This window comes from Streptomyces herbicida (genome assembly GCF_032656585.1).
In the GTDB taxonomy this organism is placed as follows: domain Bacteria; phylum Actinomycetota; class Actinomycetes; order Streptomycetales; family Streptomycetaceae; genus Streptomyces; species Streptomyces herbicida.
Map to the genome: position 1 here is coordinate 1 of NZ_JAUYWJ010000013.1, position 25,380 is coordinate 25,380.

The window sequence follows — 25,380 nt, forward strand, 5'->3', positions numbered from 1 at the left end:
TGATGGAGCCGATGCTGGAGGAGTTCGCCGAGGTCGTCCGCGGTCTGACGTTCAGTGAGCCGCGGATCCCGGTGGTCTCCAACCTCACGGGCGGCTTGGCCGAGGCCTACACCCCTGAGTACTGGGTGCGGCACGTCCGTGAGGCGGTACGCTTCGCGGACGGCATCGAGACCCTCGGCGAGTTGGGCGTGACCACGTTCGTGGAGATCGGTCCCGGCGGCGTACTGAGCGGCTTGGCGCAGGCCTGCGCGGACGAGGCCGTCACCGTGCCCGTGCTGCGCGGTGACCGCCCCGAGCGGCAGGCCCTCGTGACGGCCCTCGCGCATCTGCACACGCACGGCGTCTCCGTGGACTGGAACGTCTTCTTCGCCGGTGCGCGGAAGACGGACCTGCCGACCTACGCCTTCCAGCACGAGCGGTACTGGGTCGACGCCCCGCAAACCGCCGCCGTCACGGTGACGAACCCGGTGGACGCGGAGTTCTGGGAGACCGTGGAGCGCGGGGACCTGCAGGCCCTCGCCGAGACCCTGGGCATCGGGGCAGGGGACGCGTTCAGCGACGTACTGCCGAGGCTGTCGTCATGGCGGCGGCAGCGCAACGAGCAGTCCACCGTGGACCGCTGGCGCTACGGCGTGTCCTGGAAAGGGATACCCGACCCCGCCCCGGAGGGCCCTGCCCGGATCGGTATATGGCTGGTTCCGGTCAGCGCTGCGCAGCTCGGCGACGACTGGGTCACCGCCTGCCTCCGCGGGCTGACCGAGCGGGGCTTGGCCCCGTTGCCGGTCCCGGTCGAGCCGGCCACCGGCCGTGACGACCTGACCGCCCAGCTCGCCCGAGCGGCCGGTGACGAGACCGTGGCGGGCGTCCTGTCGCTGCTCGCCGTCGACGCCGAGGCCGCCCCGGCGGCCGCCGCACTGACCGCCGGTGTCGCGCTGTCCCTCCTGCTCGTCCAGGCCCTGGGCGACGCGGGCATCGGCGCCCCGCTGTGGTGCGCGACCCGGAACGCGGTGGGCGTGAGCCCCGCCGACGAGGCGACGGACCCGTACCAGTCCCAGGTCTGGGGTCTGGGCCGGGTGGCGGCGCTGGAACACTCGCGGCGCTGGGGCGGCCTCGTCGACCTTCCCGGCACGGTCGACGACCGGGTCGCCGATCGCCTCGCCGCGGTGCTCGGCCAGTCGGCCGAGGACCAGGTGGCGGTCCGCGACCGCGGGGTGTTCGTGCGGCGCCTGTCGCGTCTGCCCGCAGCCCGGAGCGACCGTTCGTGGTCGCCGCGCGGCACCGTGCTGATCACCGGGGGTACGGGTGCGCTGGGCGGTCACGTCGCCCGCTGGCTCGCCGGTGCGGGTGCGGAGCACCTGGTGCTCACCAGCCGCCGCGGTCCCGCGGCGCCCGGCGCGGCCGGCCTCAAGGCCGAGTTGGAGGAAACGGGCGTGCGCGTGACCGTGGCCGCCTGTGACGTGGCCGACCGCGGGGCGCTGGCCGCGCTGCTCGCCGAGCACCCGGTGAACGCCGTTGTCCACACGGCCGGCACCGCCGAGGCGGGCATGCTCGCCGAGACGAGCCTCGGCGACTTCGCGGCGACGGTCGCCGCGAAGGCCCTCGGGGCCGTGCACCTCCACGAACTGCTCGGCGATCAGGAACTGGACGCCTTCGTCCTCTTCTCCTCCATCTCCGGCGTGTGGGGAGGCGGTGGGCAGGCCGCGTACTCGGCCGCGAACGCCTTCCTCGACGGTCTGGCGCAGCACCGGCGGGCCCGGGGCCTCGCCGCGACCGCGATCGCCTGGGGCCCGTGGGGCGAGGGCGGCATGGTCGCCGATGCCGGGGACGAGGAGCGGCTGCGGCAGCGGGGTCTGACCGTGCTGCGGCCGGACCGGGCGATCTCTGCGCTGCACGGTGCGCTGAGCGGCGGGGACGGCACGGTGACCGTGGCCGACGTGGACTGGGAGCGGTTCGTCGTCCCGTTCACCGTCAGCAGGCGGAGCGCGCTGCTGAGCGACCTGCCCGAGGTCAGGGACGCCCTCGCGGAGGAGCCCGCCGAACAGGCCGCGAAGCCGTCCGCGCTCAAGGAGAAGCTGTCGGCGCTGTCCGAAGGCGAACAGCAACGCCTGCTCGTGGACACGGTGTGTGCGCACGCGGCGGCCGTACTCGGCCACAGCGGCTCCGCGGCGGTGGAACCGAACGTGGCGTTCCGGGACCTCGGCTTCGACTCCCTGACCGCGGTGGAGCTGCGCAACCTGCTCATTGCCGACACCGGACTGAACCTGCCCGCGACGTTGGTCTTCGACCACCCGACGCCCGAGGCGATCGCCCGCTGCCTGCGGAGCGAACTCGCCGGCGAGGCGGGCCCGGACGAGGTGTCGGTCTTCAGCGAGCTCGACCGGCTGGAGTCGGTGATCTCGACGGCCGCCTCCGCCGAGGAGACGGTCCGGTCAGCGGTGCGCAGGCGGCTGCAGGAAGTGCTGTCCCTGGTGAACTCCGCCGGAGAGCAAGGCGCGGAATCGGCCGATGCGCGGCGGCAGCTCCAGGACGCGACGGTCGACGACATCTTCGATCTGATCGATCAAGATCTAGAAAATTCCTAGTTCTTGGCGCTCTACCTTTAACGACAGCCGAGGACGGATGAGGCGGATGAGCAGCAACGAAGACAGGCTACTCGAGTATCTCAAGCGCGTCACCGGAGACCTTCGTCAGGTCCGGGAGCGCCTTCGCGAGGTCGAGGAGAAGGACCAGGAACCCATCGCGATCGTAGGTATGGCGTGCCGGTATCCGGGTGGGGTGCGTTCGCCGGAGGACCTGTGGCAGTTGGTGGTCTCCGGTGGTGACGCGGTCGGCGAGTTCCCGGCGGACCGGGGCTGGGACGTGGACGGCATCTACGACCCCGACCCGGACGCGTCGGGCAAGACGTACACGCGTCGCGGTGGATTCCTGTACGACGCGGGGGAGTTCGACCCGGGGTTCTTCGGGATCAGCCCGCGTGAGGCGGTGGCGATGGATCCGCAGCAGCGCCTGCTGCTGGAGACCACGTGGGAGACGTTCGAGCGGGCCGGCATCGACGCGGAGTCGGTGCGCGGCAGCCGTACCGGAGTCTTCGTCGGCTCCGGCTACCAGGACTACGTCAACCTCCTGGTCGGGGTGGGCGGCGAGTCCGACGGCCATCTCGGGACCGGCAACTCCGCCAGCGTGATGTCCGGCCGTATCGCCTACACCTTCGGCCTGGAGGGCCCGGCGGTCACCGTCGACACTGCGTGTTCGTCGTCGCTGGTGGCGCTGCACTGGGCGATCCAGGCGCTGCGCGGTGGCGAGTGCTCCATGGCGCTGGCCGGCGGTGTGCAGGTGATGACCACGCCTACCGCGTTCGTGGAGTTCAGCCGCCAGCGCGGGCTGGCCCCTGACGGACGGTGCAAGGCCTTCGGCGCCGGGGCCGACGGCACGGGCTGGGCCGAGGGCGTCGGCATGCTCCTGGTGGAGCGGCTGTCCGACGCCACGCGCAACGGCCACGAGGTCCTGGCGGTGGTGCGGGGGAGCGCCGTGAACCAGGACGGCGCGTCCAACGGCCTGACCGCGCCGAACGGTCCGGCGCAGCAGCGGGTCATCCGTCAGGCCCTGGCGTCGGCCGGCCTGTCTCCCGCCCAGATCGACGTCGTGGATGCGCACGGCACGGGCACGACGCTGGGCGACCCGATCGAGGCACAGGCGCTGCTCGCCACGTACGGCCGGGAGCGGCCCGAAGGACAGCCCCTGTGGCTGGGCTCGCTGAAGTCCAACATCGGCCACGCGCAGGCGGCCGCGGGTGTCGGCGGCATCATCAAGATGGTCATGGCCATGCGCCACGGAGTCCTCCCGCAGACCCTCCACGTGGACCAGCCGACCCCGCACGTGGACTGGTCGGCGGGCGCGGTGCGGCTGTTGACCGAGGCCGTGGAGTGGCCGCAGACCGATCACCCGCGCCGGGCCGCCGTGTCGTCCTTCGGCGTCAGCGGCACCAACGCCCACACCATCATCGAGCAGGCGCCGGCCCAGGACGAGGAGCCCGCCGGGGATCCCGCCGACGGCCCCCTGGCGTGGGTGCTCTCCGCCAGGAGCGATGCGGCGCTCAAGGCCCAGGCGGCCCGGCTGCTGCCCTTGGCACGGGGCGAGGTCCGACCGCAGGACGTCGGGCTGTCGCTGGCCACGACCCGCGCGGCCATGCGGCACCGGGCCGCGGTCGTGGGGGAGAACCGTGAGGAACTGCTCCTTGGGCTGGAGGAGTTGGCCACCGGGACCCCTTCGTCCCGTGTGCTGCTGGGGCGCCCGGCCGGCGGCAAGACCGGCTTCCTCTTCTCCGGGCAGGGCTCGCAGCGCATCGGCATGGGGCGCGAGTTGTACACGGCGTTCCCCGTCTTCGCCGCGGCATACGACGAGGTGTGCGCGCGTCTGGACGCCCCCGTCGACGTCGATGCCGAGACGCTTCACCGGACCGGGTGCGCCCAGCCCGCGCTCTTCGCGGTCGAGGTGGCCCTTTTCCGGCTCCTCGAATCCTTGGGCGTCCGGCCAGACTTCGTCGTGGGCCACTCCGTGGGCGAGATCGCTGCCGCGCACGTGGCCGGTGCGCTGTCCCTCGACGACGCGGCGAAGCTGGTGTCCGCCCGCGCCGCGCTGATGCAGGCCCTGCCCGCGGGCGGCGCGATGGTCGCCGTGCAGGCCATCGAAGAGGAAGTCGTGCCCCACCTCACCGACGGCGTGAGTATCGCCGCGGTCAACGGCCCCTCGTCGGTGGTGGTCTCCGGCGACGAGACGGCGGCCCTGGAGATTGCCGCGGGCTTTGCCGAGCAGGGCCGCAAGACGTCCCGGCTGAAGGTCAGCCACGCCTTCCACTCGCCGCTGATGGACCCGATGCTGGAGGAGTTCGCCGAGGTCGTCCGCGGGCTGGCCTTCGAGAAACCGCAGCTCCCCGTCGTCTCCAACGTCACGGGTCGGCTCGTCGAGGCCTATACCCCCGAGTACTGGGTGCGGCACGTCCGCGAGGCCGTCCGCTTCGCCGACGGCGTGCGGACCCTGCACGACCTGGGTGTGAAGACCTTCATCGAGATCGGCCCGGGCGGTGTCCTCAGCGGCATGGCGCAGGGCTGCCTGGACGGCGCGGTCACGGTGCCGATGCTACGGGCCGACCGCCTCGAGCGGCAGGCACTCGTCACGGCTCTCGCGCACCTGCACACCCACGGCGTCGCGGTGGAATGGAGCGCCTTCTTCGTCGGTGCGCGGAAGACCGAACTGCCGACCTACGCCTTCCAGCACGAGCGGTACTGGGTCGACGCCCCGCAAACCGCCGCCGCCGCGGCGGTGGACCCGGTGGACGCGGAGTTCTGGGAGACCGTGGAGCGCGAGGACCTCCAGGGCCTCGCCGAGACACTGGACGTCGGCGCAGGGGACGCGCTCAGCGACGTACTGCCGAGGCTGTCGTCATGGCGGCGGCAGCGCAAGGAGCAGTCCACCGTAGACAACTGGCGCTACCGCGAGTCGTGGAAGCGCCTGGGCGAGCTCGCTCCGGCCGGCATCGGCGGCACCTGGCTGTTGGCCGTGCCGGTGGAGGAGAACGAGCAGACCGCCGCGGTCCGCACCGCGCTCACCGCTCGCGGCGCCACTCTGAAGACGCTGGTCGTGGGTGCGGCGAGCGACCGCGCCGGTCTGGCCGGGGAGCTGGCCGGGATCGGGTCGGTCGACGGCGTGCTGTCCCTGCTCGTCACCGGCGACCCCGTGCTGCCCACCCTGCTGCTTGTCCAAGCCCTGGGCGACGCGGGCGTCGACGCTCCGCTGTGGTGCCTCACCTCGGGCGCGGTGGCCGTGAGCGGCTCCGACGCCGTACGCGACGCCCGGCACACTCAGGTCTGGGGCCTGGGCCGCACCGTCGCCCTGGAGCTGCCCCGACGCTGGGGCGGCCTGATCGACCTGCCGGAGTCCGTCGACGGCCGGGCTGCAGCATGCCTGGCCGACGTGCTGGGACAGGCGCTCACGAGCCGGTGGCAGGAGGACCAGCTCGCCGTCCGCGCCGCCGGCGTCTTCGCCCGGCGGCTCACCCACGCACCGGCACGGGCGGCCACCCGCCGCTGGCAGCCCCGCGGAACCGTCCTCATCACCGGTGGCACGGGTGCGCTGGGCGGCCACGTCGCCCGTTGGCTGGCGCGCGGCGGCGCCGAACACCTCGTCCTCACCAGCCGCCGGGGCGCGGACGCCCCGGGCGCCGCCGCCCTGCGCGACGAACTGGAGGACCTCGGCGCCGGCGTCACGCTCGCCGCGTGCGACGTGGCCGACCGCGACGCCGTGGCGGCCCTGCTCGCCGAGCACGACTTCACCGCCGTCGTGCACGCCGCCGGAGTCGCCGACGCCGGCATGGTGGACGCCACCACCCCGGCCGCCTTCGCCGCCGCTCTCGCCGCCAAGGCCGGCGGCGCGGCCCACCTGGACGAGCTGCTGGGCAACCAGGAGCTGGACGCCTTCGTCCTCTTCTCCTCCATCTCCGGCGTCTGGGGCAGCGGCGGCCAGGCCGCCTACGCCGCCGGCAACGCCTTCCTCGACGGTCTCGCCCGGCAGCGCCGCGACCGCGGCCTCACCGCGACCGCCGTCTCCTGGGGCCCCTGGGCCGACGGCGGCATGGTCGAGGACGGGGACGACGAGGAGCGGCTGCGCCGCCGCGGCCTGCGCGCGATGACCCCCGCATCTGCGATCACCTCCCTGCAGCGCGCGCTCGACCGCGACGAAACCCTGCTGACCGTGGCCGACGTGGAATGGTCGCGCTTCATCGTGCCGTTCACCCTCGGCCGGCCCAGCCCGCTGCTCGGCGACCTCCCCGAGGTGCGCGCGACGCTCGCGGAAGACGCCCCCGAGGCGGGCCACGGCTCCGGGGCGCTCGCTGAGAGCCTGGCCGGGCTGTCGCCCGAAGACCGTGCACGCTCCCTCGTGGACTTCGTGCGCACGCACGCCGCCGCCGTCCTCGGCCACCACGGAGCGGGCGCCGTCGAGGCCGACCGGCCCTTCCGGGACCTCGGCTTCGACTCCCTGACCGCGGTGGAACTCCGCAACCGGATCAACGAGGCCACCGGCCTCGCCCTGCCCACGACGCTGGTCTTCGACCACCCCACGGCCGCGGACCTCGCCGCCCACCTGCTCGCCGAACTCACCGGTGGCCAGGACACGGCGGCCACGGCCGCGGCGGCCGCCGCGGTGCTGGACGAGCCGATCGCCATCATCGGGATGGCCTGCCGCTACCCCGGCGGCGTGCGCTCGCCCGAGGACCTGTGGGAGCTGGTCGCCTCCGGCGGCGACGCGATCTCCCGCTTCCCCGGCAACCGCGGCTGGGACGTCGAGGCGCTCTACCACCCGGACCCCGACCACCCCGGCACCACATACACCACCCAGGGCGGATTCCTGCACGACGCGGACGAGTTCGACCCCGCGGTCTTCGGAATCAGCCCGCGCGAGGCCGTCGCGATGGACCCGCAGCAGCGCCTGCTGCTGGAGACCGCCTGGGAAGCCTTCGAGCGCGCCGGGATCGCCCCCGACGCGATGCGCTCCACCGCCACGGGCGTCTTCGTCGGCTCCGGCTACCAGGACTACACCGGCCGCCCGCTCAAGGTGCCCGACGGTGTCGAGGGCTACATTCCCAGTGGCAACGCGGCCAGTGTGATCTCCGGCCGGCTCTCCTACACGTTCGGCCTGCAGGGGCCGTCGGTCACCGTCGACACCGCGTGCTCGTCCTCGCTGACAGCCCTCCACCTGGCCGTGCAGGCGCTGCGGGGCGGCGAGTGCTCCATGGCGCTGGCCGGCGGCGTGATGGTGATGGCCGGACCGTCCGCGTTCACGATGTCGAGCCGGCAGCGCGCGCTGTCCGCCGATGGCCGGTGCAAGGCGTTCTCCTCGTCCGCGGACGGCACCGGCTTCGCCGAGGGTGTGGGCCTGGTCCTGGTGGAGCGGCTGTCCGACGCCCGCCGCAACGGGCACGAGGTCCTGGCCGTCGTGCGGGGCAGCGCGGTCAACCAGGACGGTGCCTCCAACGGCCTGACGGCGCCCAGCGGCAAGGCCCAGCAGCAGGTCATCCGGCAGGCGCTGGCCAACGCCCGGCTCGCCCCGGACGAGGTGGACGCCGTGGAGGCCCACGGCACCGGAACCCGGCTCGGCGACCCGATCGAGGCGCAGGCGCTGCTGGCCACGTACGGTCAGGAGCGGCCGGAGGGCCGGCCGCTGTGGCTGGGCTCGCTGAAGTCCAACATCGGCCACGCGCAGGCGGCCGCGGGCGTCGGCGGTGTCATGAAGATGGTGATGGCCATCCGCAACGGCATCCTGCCGCAGACGCTGCACGTCGATGAGCCGACACCGGACGTCGACTGGGCCGGCGGGAACGTGCGCCTGCTCACCGAGCAGACCGCCTGGCCCGACCAGGACAGGCCACGGCGTGCGGCCGTCTCCTCGTTCGGGATGAGCGGCACCAACGTGCACACCGTCATCGAGCAGGCCCCGCGGACCGCGCCCGCCGCCGAGGGCGAGCAGACCCACGCAGCGCAGGACGCGACCGCCGCACGGCCCCTGGACGTGTTCCCGTGGGCGCTGTCCGCGAAGTCCGCGCGGTCTCTGCGCGAGCAGGCACGTCGGCTGTTGAACCACCTCGACCGCAGCGAAGGGCTCTGCCTGCCCGACGTCGGCCGCGCTCTCGTCACCACGCGGACGCGGCTGGAGCAGCGGGCCGTGGTCGTCGGCCGTGACCGGCAGGAGCTGCGGGCCGGGCTCGCGGCGCTCGCCGACGGCGAACCCGCGGACACCGTGGTCCAGGGCACCGCCGCGGCCTCCGGCAGGGTCGTCTTCGTCTTCCCCGGTCACGGCTCGCAGTGGACGGAGATGGCTCGCGAACTGCTGGACACCTCCCCGGTCTTCGCCGAGCAGGCGAGGGCCTGCGCCGACGCGTTCGCCCCCTACCTCGACTGGCCGCTGCTCGACGTCCTGCGCGCCGAGCCCGATGCGCCGGACGTGGCCGAGGTGGAGGTCGCCCAGCCCGCGCTGTTCACGGTGATGGTGTCGCTGGCCGCCCTGTGGCGCTCCTACGGTGTGACGCCTGCCGCCGTCGTCGGTCACTCGCAGGGCGAGGTCGCCGCCGCGTTCGTCTCGGGCGCGCTGACGCTGGACGACGCGGCCCGGATCGTGGCCCTGCGCAGCCGCTCGCTGACCACGCTCATGGGCAAGGGCGCGATGCTCGCGGTCTCCATGCCCGCCGACCGGGTCCGTGCGCGGTTGGAGAAGTACGGGGACCGGTTGTCGGTCGCCGCCGTGAACGGGCCCGCCGCCCTGACCGTCTCCGGAGAGCCCGACGCGGTCGACGAACTCCTGGCGGAACTCGAAACCGAGGGCGTGCGCGTCCGCAAGGTCCGCGGCGCCACCGGTGCCGGGCACTCCGCCCAGGTCGAGAGCCTGCGTACCGAACTCCTGGAACTGCTGGCCCCGGTCGCGCCGGGCGCGGCGGACATCCCCTTCTACTCCACGGTGACCGGCACCCTGCTGGACACCACCGCCCTGGACGCCGAGTACTGGTACCGCAACGCGCGCCACACGGTGGAGTTCGAGCGGACCGTACGGACGCTGCTGGCGGACGGGCATGGCGTGTTCGTCGAGTGCAGCCCGCACCCGCTGCTGGCCGGCGCGGTGCAGGAGATCGCGGAGGCGAGCGGTGCCGACGCCGTGACCGGCACTTCGCTGCGCAGAGGCGAGGGCGGCATGGACCGCTTCCTGTGCTCCGTGTCCGAACTGCACGTGAGCGGAGTTCACGTGGACTTGACGGTCGCCTTCGCCGGGCGTCCGGTACGGCGCGTGGAGCTGCCGACGTACGCGTTCCAGCGGCAGCGGTACTGGCTGGAGAGCGCCGACCCGGTGCCTGCGGGCGTCGATCCGGTCGAGGCCGGGTTCTGGGAGCTGGTGGAGAACACGGACCTGTCCGGGCTCGCCGGTGAACTCGGGGCGGACGATGCCGCCCTCGTCGGCCCGGCGCTGCCGGTGTTGTCCGCGTGGCGTCGGCGGGGCCGGGAGAAGTCCACGGTGGACGGCTGGCGCTACCGTGTCTCCTTCCGGCGGCTGACCGACCACCCGGCCCCCGGCTTGAACGGCCTGTGGCTCGCCGTCCTGCCCGCCGGGCTGGCGGACGAGCAGTGGGCGCCCTGCGTCGTCGGCGTGCTCGGCGCCCACGGCGCCAAGGTGCGCGTCGTCGAACTCCCCGTCGACTGCAACCGCGCGCAGGCCGCGAGCCGGCTCGCCGAGGAACTCGGCGGGGAACAGCCCGCCGGTGTCCTGTCGATGCTCGGCCTCGCCCCCGGCTGCCACCCAGCCCACCCGACGTTGTCGGCGAGCCTAGCCACGACCGTCGCCCTGGTGCAGGCGCTGGGCGACGTGGACGTCCAGGCACCGCTGTGGTGCGCGACGAGCGGAGCCGTGTCCACCGGAGTCACCGACCCGCTGCGGGACGCAGACCAGGCACAGCTCTGGGGTCTGGGTATCGTCGCCGCACTGGAACTGCCCCGGCGCTGGGGCGGTCTCGTCGACCTGCCCGAGAAGCCGGACGAGCACGCGCTGCGCCGACTGGCCGGAGTGCTGGCCCAGCACGACGAGGATCAGCTCGCCGTACGGGTCGACGGCGTGTACGGACGGCGCATGCTCCGGGCGCGGCCCACCGACGTGGCGGCCGCGACACCGTGGCAGCCTCGCGGCACCGTCCTGGTCACCGGCGGAACCGGCGGCGTGGGCCGGCACCTCGCCCGTTGGCTGGCCGGTGCGGGCGCGCGACACGTGGTCCTCACCAGCAGGAGCGGGCCCGACGCCCCCGGTGCGCGGGAACTGCACGCGGAGCTGACCGCACTGGGCGCCGAAGTGACCATCGCCGCCTGCGACATCGCGGACCGCGACGCGGTCGCTCGGCTGCTCGCCGGCATCGAGTCCCGGCACCCGCTCACCGCGGTGCTGCACGCCGCCGGCACGGCACGGTCGTCCATGCTGGCCGACGCCGGTCTCGACGAGTTCGCCGAAGCCGCGGCCGCCAAGGTCACCGGCGCCGTCCACCTCGACGAGTTGCTCGACGGCCGTGAGCTGGACGCGTTCGTCCTCTTCGCCTCCGGTGCCGGCGTATGGGGCAGCGGTGGGCAGGCCTCCTACGCCTGTGCCAACGCCTTCCTCGACGCCCTGGCACTGCGGCGGCGGGCCCGCGGCCTGACCGCGACCTCGGTCGCCTGGGGCGGCTGGGCGGGCGGCGGCATGGTCGACGACGCGGTCCAGGAGCGCGGTGAGCGGCGGGGCCTGGGCCTCATGCCCCCCGAACTCGCGATCTGTGCCCTGCGCCAGGCCGTCGAGCACGAGGAAGCGGCCCTCACCGTCGCCCCGATCGACTGGGAGAAGTTCCTGCCCGCCTTCACCGTGGGACGGCCGAGCCCGCTGCTGGCCGACCTGCCCGACGTACAACGGCTCTTGGAAGCCGAGCAGGCCGCCGGAGAGGACACCGGCGCCGGAGCGACGCTGGCGACCGAGCTCGCCGCACTCGGCCCGGACGAGCAGGAGGAGCGGCTGCTGGAACACATCCGCGCCCAGAGCGCCGTGGTCCTCCGTCACGCGTCGGCCGAGGACGTGCTGCCCACCGCGCACTTCCTGGAGCTCGGCTTCGACTCGCTCACCGCGATCGACCTGCGCCGGCGCCTGTCGGCGGCGACCGGTCTCCACCTGCCCGCCGGACTGGCCTTCGACCATCCCACGCCCGCCAGGCTCGCCAAGCACCTGTTGACGCTGCTCCAGGGAGCCGGCCGCGGCGCGGCGCAGGAGCGGTCCACCGACATGCTGGTGCAGCTCTACCGGCACGCGAGCGAGAACGGGACGGCCGCCGAGGCCATGGGGATGCTGATGGAGGCGGCCCGCTTCCGGCCTTCGTTCGAGCGGCCCGAGGAACTGGCCCAGCGGCCCGCCCCGGTACGGTTGTCGCAAGGCGACCATCCCCTCGCGCTGATGTGCTTCTCGCCGTACGTCGTACCGGCTGGGGCGCACCAGTACGCGCGGTTCGCCGCACCCTTCCGCGACCGGCTGGACGTGTGGGCGCTGGTCCACCCCGGCTACGAGAAGGGCGAGCCGGTCCCGTCCGACCCGGATGTCGTGCTCCGGCTGCACGCGCAGACCGTACGGGAGTGCGCCGGCGGAAAGCCGGTCGTCCTGCTCGGCTACTCCTCGGGCGGCTGGATCGCCCACGGCGTGGCGGCCCATCTGGAGGCCATGGGCGAGCAGCCGGCGGCCGTGGTGATGGTCGACAGCTTCAGCCGCGAGGTCCCCTTCGACCACCAGGTGCTCAACGCGATGGCCCAGGCGCAGTCGCAGCGCCTGGACTTCATGAGGTCCGGCGGCGAACAGCTCACCGCGATGGGCCGCTACATGCGTCTGTTCGACGACTGGACCGCGCCGGAGATCGCCGCGCCGACCCTTCTCGTACGGGCGAGCGAGCCCATGCTGGCCGGCGCCGCCGACGGCGACGGGCGCGCGGCACCGCCCGAGCACGTGGACACGATCGTCGAAGTGAGCGGAAACCACTACTCGATGTTGGAGGACCACGCCGGCACCACCGCGGCGGCGGTGGATTCCTGGCTGGCGGACGTCGTCACCGATTCGTCCGGCGCCGCCGCACCTCCGGACGCAACGACCGCATGACCGGCCCGCGACCACCGCGAGCACCCAGACCGGACAGAGCAGAGGTGGGAGAGAAATCATGACGAAGGCTCTCTACGAGATAGGCGAGACCCCGCCCCTCGGTGAGGTCCCGCGGCAGATGTACGCCTCGGTGATCCGCCAGAACCGCTTCGGGGAGCCCAAGCAGGCGTTCCGCACCGAGGTCGTCGACACCCCCCAGGTGGGCCGGGGCCAGGTGCTGGTCTACGTGATGGCCGCCGGCATCAACTACAACAACGTGTGGTCCTCACTGGGCAAGCCGGTCGACGTCATCGGGATGCGGCAGCGCCAGGGTCAGCCCGAGGACTTCCACATCGGAGGCTCGGAGGCCTCCGGTGTGGTGTGGGCCGTCGGTGAAGGCGTCCGCAACGTCAAGGTGGGTGACCACGTGCTGCTCACCAGCGGCCAGTGGGACGAGGCCGCCGCGGACATCCGGCTGGGCACGGACCCTCTGGTCTCCGAGAGCATCAAGGCCTGGGGGTACGAGACCAACTACGGTTCCTTCGCACAGTTCTGCCGCGTCGACGAGTACCAGTGCCACCCCAAGCCCGCCCATCTGTCGTGGGAGGAGTCGGCGGCCTTCCTGCTCACCGGGCCCACGGCCTACCGGCAGCTGTTCGGCTGGCAGGGCAACACGGTCCGCCCCGGCGACCCCGTTCTGATCTGGGGCGGTGCGGGCGGCCTCGGATCGATGGCCATCCAGCTCGTCAGGCTGGCCGGCGGCATTCCGATCGCCGTGGTGTCCAGCGAGGACCGCTCCGAATACTGCCGCCGCCTCGGGGCGGCGGGCACCGTCAACCGCCACGACTTCGATCATTGGGGCCGGCTGCCCGATGTCGGGGACGCCGAGGCGTCGGCGCGGTTCCTGCGCGGCGCTCGCGGGGTTGGCAAGAAGGTCTGGGAGATCCTCGGTGAGCGCAAGTCCCCGCGGATCGTGCTGGAGCACAGCGGCCAGGACACCCTGCCGACCTCGATGTACCTGTGCGACAACGCCGGCATGGTGGTGATCTGCGGTGGCACCTCCGGCTACAACGGAGACGTCGACCTGCGCCACCTGTGGATGCGCTCCAAGCGCCTCCAGGGCTCGCACTACGCCGACACCCGCCAGTGCCGCGAGGTCATCGACCTCGTCGGCGCCGGCATGCTCGACCCCTGCCTGTCCGCCTGCGACGGCTTCCAGGACATCGGGCGCATGCACCAGATGATGCACGACAACGTGCACCCCTCCGGGAACATGGCCGTCCTCGTGAACGCGCCTCGGCGCGGCGAGACGGCGCTCGAACTCGCCGCCGCCTGACCGTCCCGCCGTACGAACCCCCTTTCCACAAGTGCAAGGAGAGTCATGCCCGAGCCCACCGCCGACGCGCCCGCCGTCCCCAAGTCCCGAAGCTGCCCGTTCCTGCCCCCGGACGGCATCGCCGACATCCGGGCGGCCGCCCCGGTGACCCGGGCCACCTTCACCAGCGGCCACGAGGCGTGGCTGGTGACCGGCTACGAGGAGGTACGCGCCCTGCTGCGCGACCCCTCGTTCAGCGTCCAGGTGCCCCACGCGCTGCACACCCAGGACGGCGTCGTCACCCAGAAGCCCGGCCGCGGCAGCCTGCTGTGGCAGGACGAGCCGGAGCACACGTTAGACCGCAAGCTGCTCGCCAAGGAGTTCACCGTCCGGCGCATGCAGGCGCTCCGGCCGAACATCCAGCGCATCGTCGACGAGCACCTCGATGCCATCGAGGCCCGCGGTGGTCCGGTCGACCTGGTGAAGACCTTCGCCAACCCGGTGCCCTCCATGGTGATTTCCGACCTGTTCGGTGTCCCGGTCGAGCGCCGGGCGGAGTTCCAGGACATCGCCGAGGCGATGATGCGGGTCGACCAGGACGCCGCCGCCACCGAGGCCGCCGGCATGCGCCTGGGCGGGCTGCTCTACCAGCTCGTCCAGGAGCGCCGGGCCAACCCCGGTGAGGACCTGATCTCGGCGCTGATCAACACCGAGGACCCCGATGGCGTCGTCGACGACATGTTCCTCATGAACGCGGCCGGCACCCTGCTGATCGCGGCCCACGACACCACCGCCTGCATGATCGGCCTCGGTACGGCGCTGCTCCTCGACCGCCCCGACCAGCTGGCCCTGCTCCGCGAGGACCCGTCGCTGATCGGCAACGCGGTCGAGGAACTGCTGCGCTACCTCACCATCGGCCAGTTCGGCGGCGAACGGGTCGCCACCCGGGACGTGGAGCTCGGTGGCGTGCGCATCGCCGAGGGTGATCAGGCCGTCGCGCACGTCCTCGCCGCCGACTTCGACCCCGCCTTCGTGGAGGAGCCGGAGCGCTTCGACATCACCCGCCGCCCCGCCCCGCATCTGGCCTTCGGCTTCGGCGCACACCAGTGCATCGGCCAGCAACTCGCCCGGATCGAGCTGCAGATCGTCTTCGAGACCCTGTTCCGCCGATTCCCGACCCTGCGTCTGGCCAAGCCCGTCGAGGAGCTCCGCTTCCGCACCGACATGGTCTTCTACGGCGTGCACGAGCTGCCCGTCACCTGGTGACCCCCGCATCACGGCCCACTCCCACAGGAGATCAGCGCCCGCGGACCGCGTGCGCTGATCACGCCTTCCGCGGCCGCCTCGCGCCGGGGGCGGCCAAGGCCGCCGCGCACACCAGGGGTTGCCCTGCTTCGGGCGCATGGCCGCCGGACCTGGAGATTCCGCATGTCGGTTTTCGTGCCGCCGCGACTCTCCCTCCGCCGCGGCCCTCGCGATGACTGCCCCCGAAGCCGCTTGCGCACGCCACAGCCCGACGCGACGGCGGGCGCGTTCCCGGGCGGCCCAGCGCGCAGCCCCGTTCACCGGGGCCGCCGTCACCGAGCGCGGCGACGGTTCGTACGCCGTGTCCCGGCACGCGCCCGACGTCCGGTCGGTGACCGAGTCCTTCGACGGCCGGCCGGTCGGCCACGGCGGCGCCGAGGAGCCCTTGGCAGCGGCCCGTGGCCCACTTGCCCGACGAGGTCCGGGGCCGGACGGACGGGTGCCGACAGGGCTGCGCACGGCCTTGCTGACGGACTGAAACCTGTCTCCCGTAACCCATCACTCACCGATGAACGACCGCACTGCCCATTGTTCGAAAGGCACGAGATGACCGAGACCGAAATCCGCCTCATTGGGCAGCAGGCCCCGTCCTTCCCTCAGGACCGGACCTGCCCGTACCAGCCGCCGAAGGCCTACGCGGAATGGCGGGGCGAGAACCCGCTGACGCAGGTCACGCTGTTCGACGGCCGACCGGCGTGGCTGATCACCGGGCATGCCGAGGGACGGGCGCTGCTCGTCGATCCCCGGCTGTCCTCCGACTGGGGTCACCCGGGCTTCCCCGTCGTCGTCCGGCGCACCGAGGACCGCGGCGGGCTCGCCTTCCCGCTGATCGGCGTCGACGATCCCCTGCACGCCCGGCAGCGGCGCATGCTGATCCCCAGCTTCGGCGTCAAGCGCATGAACGTCATCCGTCCCAAGCTTCAGAGCCTCGCTGACCGGCTCCTGGACGACATGCTGGCGAAGGGGCCGGGCGCAGACCTGGTGTCGGCCTTCGCCCTGCCGGTGCCCTCCATGGCAATCTGCGAGCTCCTCGGCGTCCCGTACGGGGACCATGACTTCTTCGAGGAGTGCTCCCGCAACTTCGTGGGCGCCGCGGCGTCGGCGGAAGCCGACGCGGCCTTCGGCCAGTTGTACACGTATCTGCACGGCCTGGTCGGGAAGAAGCAGGCCGAGCCTGGGGACGGCCTCCTGGACGAGCTGATCGCACGCCAGTTGGAGGAGGGCGAGCTGGACCACAACGAGGTGGTCATGATCGCGCTGGTCCTGCTGGTGGCCGGCCACGAGACCACCGTCAACGCGATCGCCCTCGGAGCCCTCACGCTCATCCAGCACCCCGAGCAGATCGACGTGCTGCTGCGCGAGCCCGGTGCGGTATCGGGAGTGGTCGAGGAGTTGCTGCGGTTCACCTCCGTCTCCGACTACATGGTCCGGATGGCCAAGGAGGACATCGATGTCAGCGGCGAGACGATCAAGGCCGGGGACGCGGTGCTGGTCTCCATCACGCTGATGAACCGCGACGCCAAGGCCTACGAGAACCCAGACATCTTCGACGCCCGGCGCAACGCACGTCACCACGTCGGCTTCGGCCACGGCACCCATCAGTGCCTGGGGCAGAATCTCGCCCGCGCCGAGCTCGAGATCGCCCTTGGCACGCTCTTCGCCCGCATCCCGGGCCTGCGGCTGGCCGTACCCCTGGACGAGGTGCCCATCAAGGCCGGTCACGACGCCCAGGGTCCGATCGAGCTCCCCGTCACGTGGTGAGGGCCCGGGCGGAGGCAACGGAAGGAAGGGAGGCGGGCCACGCCATGCGCATCACCATCGACCGCGGCCGGTGCATCGGCTCCGGCCAGTGCGTCATGACCGCACCCGGCGTCTTCACGCAGGACGACGACGCGCTGGTCGCCCTGGTCCCGGGACATGAGGACGGGGCGGGGGACCCGCGTGTGCACGACGTCCCCATGGCCTGTCCGGTCCAGGCGATCGCGGTCTACGAGGACTGAGCGGCACCGGCCGCACGGCTTGGGGTCCGCAACCGTGCAAGCGGTGGCTCCCCGGGAGCCGGGCGGCCAGGGCCACCTTGCTCATCGGCCGGAGTCGGGCCCGTCCAGTCCCGGACCCCGGCCCTTGAGCGCGTCAGCACTGTGGCCCAGCAGTTCGTGGAGCAGCGGGGTCGCGGGCAGTGCCGGATGGAGGTACACGCGCTCGCGGCGTTGTTCGACGGCGGCCAGCAGCTTCCGGAAGGTAGTCCTCGCCTCCTCGATCCGCCCGCCGTGATGTTGCGCCTGGCCCAACAGGCCCAGGTGGAGCGGGTGGCGCAAGTACGTCCTGGACTGGCCCAGTTCGGCCAGCGATGTGTGCATGAGGGTGAGGCCGGCGTCGTGATCTCCCGCGTGCGCCAGGCCCCACCCTTTGACGACGCCCAGCATTGCCTTCCAGTAGAGAAGTCCATGTTCGCCCGCGACGCGGGCGCCTTCGTCGCTCGAGGCGAGTGCGGTGCGGGTGTCACCCTCCCAAGCCGCCACGACCCCGTCCACGTAAAGGGCGAAGGAGCGGTCGGACGGCCTGCTTTCGTACGCGGTGAGGCTCAACAGCTCACGTCGGCGCGCGCCGGCGGTCTGCCGGTGTCCTAGGAGCCAGTGGGTGAAGGTGTCGTAGGAGCGGCAGGAGACGCGTGGGTCGTGCTGGAAGGTGCGCGCCAGCTCATGACCCTCGTCGGCGAAGCGATCCGCCATGCCGACGCCGCGCTCCAGGTCGGCGAGCGCCTGCGGGAGCATTCCGCGCACATGCAGCACGATGCCTTCGCCGTACGCCGCACCGAGCGCCGCCACGGGCTCCTGGGTCTGCCGCGAGATGTCCCCGAGCAGGCCGGAAAACTGCCGCGAGGCGTCGTAGCGCCCGGTGACCAGGTGTGCCGTGCACAGCGCCCAGAGCACCGACGGGTCCTCGGGGGCATGAGTGGCTGTGCTGAGGGCGCGCCCGCGCGTCAGTGCCGTCTCGGCCTCTGGGTGGCCGTAGCCGCGAGTGGTGGCGAGTACCTGGCCGAGTTGGATGTGCAGCTTCTGTTCCAACCTCACGGTGGCGGCATCGTCCGGCGGTAGGAAGCCGACCAGGTGTACTGCGCGGCGCAGCCATATCTCCACCTGCTCGTACGCCATGGACTGCTCGGCGTGTGCCGCGGCGAGCAGCAGCCGAGGCAGCACCTCGGCGGGGGACAGTGCCCTCTTGGCGTGCCAGCTGTGATGTGCCACCCGCTCGATCTCCTCGTCCCCCACTTGCCCGCGCCTGCGTGCGCTCAGCGCGTCGGCGACCCTGGCGTGCAGGCGGTGGCGGTCCTCACGGGGGAGCTCGTCGACGAGTGTCTCCTGGACCAGGGCGTGAGCGAAGTGCAGCCGTCCCGGATGGTGCGGGTCCTCCCCGAGCAAGCCGGCACGGATGGCGGACTCAAGACCCGCGATGACCGGTTCGTCGGGCGTGGCGGTCCGGTGCAGCAGGTCGGTGTCCACCTCGGCGCCGATGACGGCGCACAGTCGAAGTACCCGCAGGACCGGCTCGGGCAGCGCGGCGAACCGCTGGTGCAGAGCCTCGCGTACGCCGGTGGGAATGTGAGCCAGGAGCGCGTCAACCGCATCCGGTCGATGGAGTTTACGCGCATCGCCCAAGAGGGAGAGAAGCTGCATCACAAAGTACGGGTTGCCTTCGCTGCGCCGGTGCAGCACCTCGACAACCTTCGGGTCCACACCAGACCCTGCATGTGCCTCGACGAGGGCACCGACGGACTGCAGGGAGAGCCCGCAGAGCCGCAGCGTGTCGGTCCTGGGGCCGCGTAGCACGTCGGAGACCATTCGGCGCAGGGTTGCGTCCGACTCGGCCTCGAACTTCCGGGCCGTGAGCACGATGCCGAGCGGATGGCCCTGGCAGCGGGTGCTCAGTAGCCTGAGCAGGTCAAGGGAGGCGGTGTCCGCCCATTGGAGATCTTCGAGGAGCAGCACGAGCGGGTGTTGCGCGGCGAGGGTGAGTAACACTTCGCAGACCGCGTCGTGGGCGAGGAAGCGGGCCTGGCTCCAGTCGGAGGCCCCTCTCGGGCCGCCTTCGGTCCGGGCCGCCGACCGCTCGGGCATCAGTGGGGCGAGCAGTGTGTCGAACGGTTCCGTCGCCTTGCGAAAGGCATCCGGCCGGGTGGCGGACAGCCGCCGCAGGATCTGGGTCCAAAGCCAGTAGGCGGGAACGCCTTCGCCGGGGAAGCAGTGGCTCCAGACCACCTCCAACCTGGAGCCCTTCTCATGCGTGTCCATGCTTTCCAAACGTGCCGCAAGTTCAAGCAGCAGGCGGGTCTTTCCGACTCCTGGGGGGCCGAGGACGCCGGCGACATGGCCGTGGCCCACGAGCGCGCTCGCGGCGGCGGTCGTCAGGCGGTCGAGCTCTTGGCTGCGGCCGGTGAACGGTGAACGGGCAGCCGTCCACCCCGACTCGGACTCCGGGATCTCCCCGGCTTCCGGGGCGGCTGCCGGCTCGGGTACAGGTCGCCACCGGGCTGTCCCGGCTTGCGTTCCGGCAGCATCCGCCCGCGCGTCCGGCGGCACATCAGTTCGCGTCTGCGAGCGCGCGTCGATCCCTGTGATCCCCTCGGGTTCGACGGCCGCGCCGGAATCGTCTGTCCCGTTGACGTCATCGGTTGCCACCGCCGTGCCGTGTCCCGGGGGAGTGACGGCCGTCCTACCGTCCCAGGAGCCCTCGAAGCCCTCGGAGTTCTGTACTCCGTCGTCACCGATCTCGTTCATCACGAGCGGGACATGTGACGCTCCGGTGGACTCAAGCGGTGTGGGTGACAGCTTCTTCGAGGGGGCGCTCGCTCCCGGCTCCTGGCGCAGGATCGCGTTTCTGACCCGGCGTAGTTCGGCTGCGGTGTCCACGCCGAACTCCTCGACCAGATGACTACGCGTCCGCTCATACACCTCAAGCGCCTCGGCTTGCCGCCCGAGCCGGGACAGTGCCGTCATGAGGTGGCCGACCAGCCGCTCCCGTGTGGGATGACGGCGCGCCTCCCCGTCCAGATCGGCGGCGACCTCTTCGGCAGCGCCGAGAGTCAGCCGCGCCTCCGCGCGGGACTCGACGGCGGTGAGCCGGATCTGTTCGAGTCGGGTGCACTCGTCGCTGAGCGGTGGATGGCTGTCGAACTCCGCGTACGGTGAGCCGTGCCACAGCTCCAAAGCCTCGGTGAGCCGGGCATGCGCGGTGCGCGGATCGTGCTGCTCCAGCAGCCGCCGACCGTCGGTGACCAGACGCTCGAAGCGGCAGGCATCGACCTGTTCGGGATCGAGATCAAGCACGTAACCGGGCGTTCGATGACGGAGCACCGAAATTTGGCCTGTTCTCGCCTTTGTATCCAGGGACCGGCGCAGATGAGAGACATGGCTTTGGAGTGTGGCGACGGCGTGGCGGGGCGCTCCGTCACCCCACAGTTCCTCGATGAGCAGTTCGGTGGGCACCACGCGGCCAAGGCGGATGAGCAGCAGGGCCAGCAGTGTTCGCCGGCGTGGCGGGCCGAGCGGCAGGTCATGCCCGTTGTGTCGCGCCGACATGGGCCCCAGAACGCTCAGTAAGAGCTCAGCGTGGCCGGTCGTCGTGGGTGACACGTTCGCGGTCGGAGGTAACGGCATGAACGGTCCCCATCGTGCTTGCGGATATGGCTGACGGACGGTTTTGAACTGGCTGGTCTCACACCGTCCTCTGCGGATCCTGGCATAGCGAACGACGCCTTCCAAGCTGGAGATCCATCGATTGGCAAGAAATCAGCAGGTGTTCGGCAAGGATTTCGACAGGCGTCCGGAAATCGACGGCGGGCGACGGCAAGGGGGCCGCCAGCGGCTCGACCAGGACCCCGCAAGGGCGGTGACGCACGATGTTCCGCATCTGGAGTTACCGCTGGTCCCAGGGCCGATGACGCCCCTGTTGACGGCCTTCACGGCCGCTCACCGGCCTCCGATTTATTTCGCCCAAGTTTCCTGACAGGGAGCACTCTATTGCTGAGTCCAGCACCTGCAACTCCGGGCCTGTGCATGGCGAGCCTCGATAAAACCCTGACCATCCAGCAGGCGAACCAGGAGTTCTTCAGCCAGTTCAACGGCTCGTCCGAGGACATATGCGGTCGCAATTTCCGTGACGTGGTGCACCCGAGCGTGCAGCAGCCGCTGGTGCGTCAATTCTCCAATTTACTTGAAGGGAAGAACCACCGATTCGTCACGCCCGTCATTGCCGTGGGGCCTGACGAGGAGTCCGCCTTCACCGTGCCCCTCACCGCGGTCGCGGTGCGCGGAGGCCTGCCCGACACGACCGCGATCCTGGTCATGATGCCCACGGCCGGGGACGTCGAGCAGACACGTGTGGTGACCAAACGCAAGAAGATCCTCTCCGCGATGGACGCGCGCATCCTCGAAGGCATCGCCGCCGGCGTCTCCACCGTCCCCTTGGCAGCAAGCCTCTACCTCAGCCGACAGGGCGTCGAGTACCACGTGACCTGCCTGCTGCGGAAGCTGAAGGTGTCCAACCGCGCCGCGCTCGTCTCGCGCGCCTACTCCCTGGGCGTGTTCAAGGTCGGCACCTGGCCGCCCGAGGTCGTGGACGACTTCGTGAAGTGAGCGGGCAAGGGGCCCGCCGGGCACCCCCACGCGCCGGCGGCTGTGGCAGCGTTCACCCGGGCCGAACGCAGGGTCTCAGGACTCGCCGCTCGCGGAGTCACCAGCGCTACCACAAGCTCCGGGGTTGGCAGACGGTCCGAACCGGCCGTGTCCTGCCCACTGCTGCCGGGCCCGGCGGACGCCTGAAGGCACGCGTGAGCGCTGCCCGCGCCCGGGAGCGGGCCGTACGGGAATGCCCTCTTCTGTACACCGGGTGACCGAACCTCCGGGCCCGGCCTGCACAGGGGCAGCGTGCCCGTCCCGGATTCCGTCGACGGCCTGTGCGCGGTCTTCACACGGTCCGTTCCGCCTCAGGCCGCACCGCTCCGGCCGGCCTTCCGATCCGTCTTTTCTCTTTCCAAGCTCAGGAGACACAGCGTGATTGCACACCAGCCCCTGTCGCGCCGCCGCATGCTCGGCCTGGCGGCCTTGGGCGCCGCCGCACTCGCGGGGCGGACCACGATCACCGCCCCCCAGGCGGTCGCTGCCACCGCAACCAGCGGTTCCGGCGGCACGTTCTTCCCCGCCGTCGTGGTCGGCACCGGCTACGGCGCAGCCGTCTCCGCACTGCGTCTCGGCGAGGCGGGGGTCCCCACCCTGATGCTGGAGATGGGCCGGCTGTGGAACCAGCCCGGTCCGGACGGCAACGTATTCTGCGGGATGCTCAAGCCCGACAAGCGCTCCAGCTGGTTCAAGACCCGCACCGAGGCTCCGCTCGGCTCCTTCCTGTGGCTCGACCTCGCCAACCGGGACATCGAGCCCTACGCGGGTGTACTGGACCGGGTCAACTTCGACCAGATGTCCGTGTACGTGGGACGCGGTGTCGGTGGCGGTTCACTCGTCAACGGCGGCATGGCGGTCACGCCCCGGCGCTCGTACTTCGAGGAGGTGCTGCCCCAGGTCGACGCCGACGAGATGTACACCAAGTACTTCCCGCGGGCGAATTCCACCCTCCGGGTCAACAACATTGACAAGAGCTGGTTCGAGCAGAGCGAGTGGTACACGTTCGCGCGTGTCTCGCGCCAGCAGGCCTCGAATGCGGGCCTGAGCACCGCCTTCGTGCCCAACGTCTACGACTGGGACTACATGCGCCGTGAGGCGGACGGCGCGGTGACCAAGTCCGCGCTGGCCGCCGAGGTCATCTACGGCAACAACCACGGCAAGATCTCACTCGACAAGAGCTACCTGGCGGCCGCCCTGGGCACCGGCAAGGTCACCATCGAGACCATGCACCAGGTCAAGACGATCCGTCAGCAGAATGACGGCACGTACCTGCTGACCGTCGAGCAGAGGGACACCGGCGGCAGGTTGCTCGCGACCAAGGAGGTCTCCTGCCGCCACCTCTTCCTCGGCGCCGGCAGCCTCGGCTCGACCGAACTGCTGCTACGTGCCCGGGAGACCGGAACTCTGCCGAACCTCAGCTCCGAGGTCGGCGGAGGCTGGGGCCCCAACGGCAACATCATGACCGCCCGTGCCAACCACATGTGGAACCCCACGGGCACCAAGCAGTCGTCGATCCCCGCCCTCGGCATCGACGACTGGGACAACCCTGACGCCCCCGTCTTCGCCGAGATCGCCCCCCTGCCGGCGGGCGTCGAGACCTGGGCGAGCCTCTACCTGGCCATCACCAAGAACCCGGAGCGCGGCACCTTCGTCTACGACATCGCCAAGGACCGGGCGGACCTGCGCTGGACCCGGGACCAGAACGCACCCGCGGTCGCGGCCGCGAAGTCGCTGTTCGACCGCATCAACAAGGTCAACGCCACCATCTACCGGTACGACCTCTTCGGCAAGCAGATCAAGGCCTTCGCCGACGACTTCTGCTACCACCCGCTCGGCGGCTGCGTGCTCGGCAAGGCCACCGACAACTACGGCCGCGTCGCCGGATACAAGAACCTCTATGTGACCGACGGCTCGCTCATCCCCGGCAGCATCGGCGTCAACCCGTTCGTGACCATCACGGCGCTGGCGGAGCGGAACGTGGAGCGCATCATCAAGCAGGACGTCGCGGATTCCTGATCCGCGGGGGGCGGGGCCCGCCCGCGCCCCGCCCCTTCTCCTCCCGGCGAACGCCCCGCCATGGTGGGCGGCCGAACCGAAACCGAAAAGGAACGCTCCCGTGAACTCCCCGCTCACCGAGGACAACGGCCGCTGGATCCGCAGGTTCCACCCGCGCCCCGACAGCCGCGTCCGGCTGGTCTGCCTGCCCCACGCGGGCGGCTCCGCCAGCTTCTACTTCCCCGTGTCCCGGTCCATGCCCGACAACGTCGACGTGCTGTGCGTGCAGTACCCCGGCCGCCAGGACCGCCGCACCGAACCGCTCCTGGACTCCGTACCGGCGCTCGCCGACAAGGTCTACGAGGCCCTCCTGCCCTGGGCCGACCGACCCATCGCCCTGTTCGGCCACAGCATGGGCGCCTCCCTCGCCTACGAGATCGCCCGACGGCTGGAGCATGAGCGGGGCATCATGCCCGCCACCCTCATCGTCTCCGGCCGCCGCGCCCCGTCCACGCACCGCGAGGAGACCGTCCACCTGCGCGACGACGACGGACTCGTCGCCGAGATGCGCGGCCTGAGCGGCACCAACCCCCAACTGCTGGGCGACGAGGAAGTCCTGCGCATGATCCTCCCGGCCATCCGGGCGGACTACCGCGCCGCCGAAACCTACACCTGGGAACCGGGGCCGCCCCTGCGCTGCCCCGTGACCTGCCTCGTCGGCGACGACGACCCGAAGGTCACCGTGGAGGAGGCCGCCGCCTGGTCCGGGCACACCGACGGCCCCTTCACGCTGAAGGTCTTCCCGGGCGGCCACTTCTTCCTGGCCCAGCATCAGCCGGAAATCGTCCGCCTCATGGCCGCCCAGCTGGAGGTGCCCGACCGGACATGAGGACCGGCCTGGCATGTCCCACCGTGATGTCATGTCCGGCTCATGCGGGGTCGCCGACCGCGTCGACCGCCTGGTCCAGGAACCCGAAGCGCTCTACCTACCAGGTGCGCGCGGCAGGGCGCAGCTGGTTATTCCCCCGCTCCAGCGCGTGGCGGAGTCACGCAGCGATGCCGCACACAACGGACATCGAAGCAAGCAGCAGAACGCCCGAGGCGGAGGCCACCACAGCGATCGGATCTCTGGCCCGCAGGTGCGTCAGCACGGCGCCGAACATCAACGCGCACAGTCCCGCGCCGGCCGCGACCCCAAGCGGCCGGACCGCCAGCCCCCCGAGCAGCCCCAAGCCCCCCGCGGCCTCCAGCACACCGATCGCCCGCCACAGCGAGGGCGACATGCCGAAGTGGTCGCGGTACTGCAGGGACCGGCGCAGCCCGTAGATCTTGATCCCCCCGGTGAAGACAAATATCGGGCCAGTGGTTACAGCCAGGATGATGCGCAAGACGTCCACAAGTCACCTTTCGAGCAGGGGGCAG

11 protein-coding genes are annotated in these 25,380 nt (G+C 71.4%); 9 read left to right on the forward strand and 2 right to left on the reverse strand.

Features of this window, described 5'->3' with window-relative positions; translation table 11 throughout:
• The 6 genes from Q8A52_RS26050 to Q8A52_RS26075 all read left to right on the forward strand — a co-directional run.
• Positions 1–2,582: SDR family NAD(P)-dependent oxidoreductase (locus Q8A52_RS26050; protein WP_316755771.1), on the forward strand; the 2,582-nt coding region annotated here is incomplete at its 5' end.
• Between the two features lie 46 nt (positions 2,583–2,628).
• The gene (locus tag Q8A52_RS26055) at positions 2,629–12,687 is read left to right on the forward strand and encodes a type I polyketide synthase (protein WP_316755772.1); all 10,059 of its coding nucleotides are present in this window, start codon (positions 2,629–2,631) and stop codon (positions 12,685–12,687) included.
• A 58-nt stretch (positions 12,688–12,745) separates the two neighbouring features.
• Complete coding sequence (ccrA, locus tag Q8A52_RS26060) at positions 12,746–14,002, forward strand: crotonyl-CoA carboxylase/reductase (protein WP_316755773.1); 1,257 nt, start codon at positions 12,746–12,748, stop codon at positions 14,000–14,002.
• 45 nt (positions 14,003–14,047) lie between these two features.
• Positions 14,048–15,247, forward strand: a complete 1,200-nt coding sequence (locus Q8A52_RS26065) for a cytochrome P450 (protein ID WP_316755774.1) — start codon at positions 14,048–14,050, stop codon at positions 15,245–15,247.
• A gap of 585 nt (positions 15,248–15,832) precedes the next feature.
• Positions 15,833–17,047, forward strand: coding sequence for a cytochrome P450 (locus tag Q8A52_RS26070; protein WP_316755776.1), 1,215 nt, complete (start codon positions 15,833–15,835; stop codon positions 17,045–17,047).
• 44 nt (positions 17,048–17,091) lie between these two features.
• The gene (locus Q8A52_RS26075) at positions 17,092–17,286 is read left to right on the forward strand and encodes a ferredoxin (RefSeq protein ID WP_316755778.1); all 195 of its coding nucleotides are present in this window, start codon (positions 17,092–17,094) and stop codon (positions 17,284–17,286) included.
• An 81-nt stretch (positions 17,287–17,367) separates the two neighbouring features.
• Here the strand turns inward: Q8A52_RS26075 and Q8A52_RS26080 are convergent, their stop codons facing one another.
• A complete protein-coding gene (locus Q8A52_RS26080) occupies positions 17,368–20,865 on the reverse strand; it encodes a BTAD domain-containing putative transcriptional regulator (RefSeq protein ID WP_316755780.1) in 3,498 nt (1,165 codons plus the stop codon).
• A gap of 477 nt (positions 20,866–21,342) precedes the next feature.
• Here Q8A52_RS26080 and Q8A52_RS26085 point away from each other — a divergent pair, with 477 nt between their 5' ends.
• From Q8A52_RS26085 to Q8A52_RS26095, 3 genes are all read left to right on the forward strand, one after another.
• On the forward strand, positions 21,343–21,921 hold the full coding sequence (locus tag Q8A52_RS26085; protein ID WP_316755782.1) for a LuxR C-terminal-related transcriptional regulator: 579 nt from the start codon (positions 21,343–21,345) through the stop codon (positions 21,919–21,921).
• A gap of 450 nt (positions 21,922–22,371) precedes the next feature.
• Complete coding sequence (locus Q8A52_RS26090; protein WP_316756235.1) at positions 22,372–23,979, forward strand: GMC oxidoreductase; 1,608 nt, start codon at positions 22,372–22,374, stop codon at positions 23,977–23,979.
• Between the two features lie 100 nt (positions 23,980–24,079).
• On the forward strand, positions 24,080–24,847 hold the full coding sequence (locus Q8A52_RS26095; protein ID WP_316755784.1) for a thioesterase II family protein: 768 nt from the start codon (positions 24,080–24,082) through the stop codon (positions 24,845–24,847).
• A 157-nt stretch (positions 24,848–25,004) separates the two neighbouring features.
• On the opposite strand, the gene Q8A52_RS26100 is transcribed toward Q8A52_RS26095, so the two are convergent.
• Positions 25,005–25,346: a DoxX family protein gene (locus Q8A52_RS26100; RefSeq protein WP_316755786.1), complete on the reverse strand. Its 342-nt coding sequence runs from the start codon at positions 25,344–25,346 to the stop codon at positions 25,005–25,007.
• Between the last annotated feature and the right edge of the window lie 34 nt (positions 25,347–25,380).

Bases quoted from the DNA above. Each gene is read 5' to 3' on its own strand.
- Q8A52_RS26055 (WP_316755772.1), top strand. From the start codon at position 2,629: ATGAGCAGCAACGAAGACAGGCTACTCGAGTATCTCAAGCGCGTCACC.
- ccrA (WP_316755773.1), top strand. From the start codon at position 12,746: ATGACGAAGGCTCTCTACGAGATAGGCGAGACCCCGCCCCTCGGTGAG.
- Q8A52_RS26065 (WP_316755774.1), top strand. From the start codon at position 14,048: ATGCCCGAGCCCACCGCCGACGCGCCCGCCGTCCCCAAGTCCCGAAGC.
- Q8A52_RS26070 (WP_316755776.1), top strand. From the start codon at position 15,833: ATGACCGAGACCGAAATCCGCCTCATTGGGCAGCAGGCCCCGTCCTTC.
- Q8A52_RS26075 (WP_316755778.1), top strand. From the start codon at position 17,092: ATGCGCATCACCATCGACCGCGGCCGGTGCATCGGCTCCGGCCAGTGC.
- Q8A52_RS26080 (WP_316755780.1), bottom strand. From the start codon at position 20,865: ATGTCGGCGCGACACAACGGGCATGACCTGCCGCTCGGCCCGCCACGC.
- Q8A52_RS26085 (WP_316755782.1), top strand. From the start codon at position 21,343: ATGGCGAGCCTCGATAAAACCCTGACCATCCAGCAGGCGAACCAGGAG.
- Q8A52_RS26090 (WP_316756235.1), top strand. From the start codon at position 22,372: ATGCTCGGCCTGGCGGCCTTGGGCGCCGCCGCACTCGCGGGGCGGACC.